This window comes from Halorubrum sp. SP9, assembly GCF_005435015.1.
Taxonomy (GTDB): domain Archaea; phylum Halobacteriota; class Halobacteria; order Halobacteriales; family Haloferacaceae; genus Halorubrum; species Halorubrum sodomense.
Window position 1 is genome coordinate 1 of record NZ_SGXU01000120.1, and the last position, 1,192, is coordinate 1,192.

A 1,192-nucleotide genomic window follows, 5' to 3' on the forward strand; every position below is an offset into this window, starting at 1 on the left:
AGAGACTCCCTGTGGCATTCCGATCCAGATAGGCAAGCTCAGAACTTGTCACAACTGGAGTGGCATTCCCCGGCTCAACCGCAGTAGCTCCATTGAGCGTGAGTTGTGAGACATTCTGGGTGTACGGCGCTGCCGTTACATTCGGTGCGAGCGGGAGTGACGGCCCGCGGTAATACTCTCGTTCATCCCGGAGTTGGAGTCGGCTGAAGCGTGCGTCTGCGCCGATCGACGCAAGGAGTGGGTTGCTGTGTGGGCCGAAGTCATCAGCAATGACAACGGTTCCACCTCGCTCAACGAAATTTCGGATACGTCGTGATTCAGTGGCTGAATACGGCTCTGTGGGTGCCAGAATGATCGCAACGGTGTTTGTCGCATTCGCTGTTTCGTATGGTGTTGTCTCGAAGACGATCCGGCTGTCTGGGCGCTCCTCAATGAGCGTCCGGAACTCACTTGTCCCGTCCCACTGGGAGTTGTATGCCCCAAACGAGGCTGTCGAGGTGCTCGCGGCAAAAATAAGCACACCTGCGAGAAGTCCGATGAGGACATATAATACGAGTCGTGGCAGTGGTGGCGTTCGCATTTAGAAGGTCCCCTCTGGTAGAATTTCGATAATGCGGCGGATGACAATATAGCTGAACCCCGCAAGGCCCGCGAGGATCACTGGAAAGAGTCGTCGTCGCCACTGCGGTGTGACATTGAACGGGGCAGTAAGCTCAACAACCACGAGTAGGCCAATGAGGGACACAACAAAGAATAACTCTAGTTCTAAGGCGTTGAGGGCGGTCAATAGAAGAATTACACTCACCATCCACGCAACGAGTGCGTACACAAACCGCCGCCGTTTTTCAAGTGCCATTGATTCAGTACGACCTGAACATGTGTAGTGTTCGGTTAATTCTCTTCGTATCGGATTTTAGGTGGCTCGTCTGAATCGGCGGAGTCCACCACCACATACAACAGTTAATAACAGCACTTGGACGGCATACAGTGGCGTACTCTCATCAGTCTCTCCTGATGACACAGATCCATCGTTCGGTGTGATAGTTCCGTCACTGCCATTTCCAGTTGCGTCTGAGGAGCTACCAGACCCAGAATCGTTTGCTCCCGTGTCTGTCCCGTTTGTGTTGGTTGAGTCTCCATCTGTGCTGTCGGAGTCGCCTGTGCCGTTGGAGCCATCGGTACTGTTGGAGTC

At 53.8% G+C, this 1,192-nt stretch carries 2 protein-coding genes; both read right to left on the bottom strand.

What is annotated here, in order from left to right; all coding sequences use genetic code 11:
* A partial coding sequence (locus EXE45_RS16740) for a DUF4350 domain-containing protein (RefSeq protein WP_137694996.1) occupies nucleotides 1-580 on the bottom strand: 580 nt, incomplete at its 3' end.
* On the bottom strand, nucleotides 581-856 hold the full coding sequence (locus EXE45_RS16745; RefSeq protein ID WP_137694997.1) for a hypothetical protein: 276 nt from the start codon (nucleotides 854-856) through the stop codon (nucleotides 581-583).
* Nucleotides 857-1,192: the final 336 nt, after the last annotated feature.

Excerpts from the sequence above, each read along its gene's own strand:
- EXE45_RS16745 (WP_137694997.1), bottom strand. The coding sequence starts at position 856 with ATGGCACTTGAAAAACGGCGGCGGTTTGTGTACGCACTCGTTGCGTGG.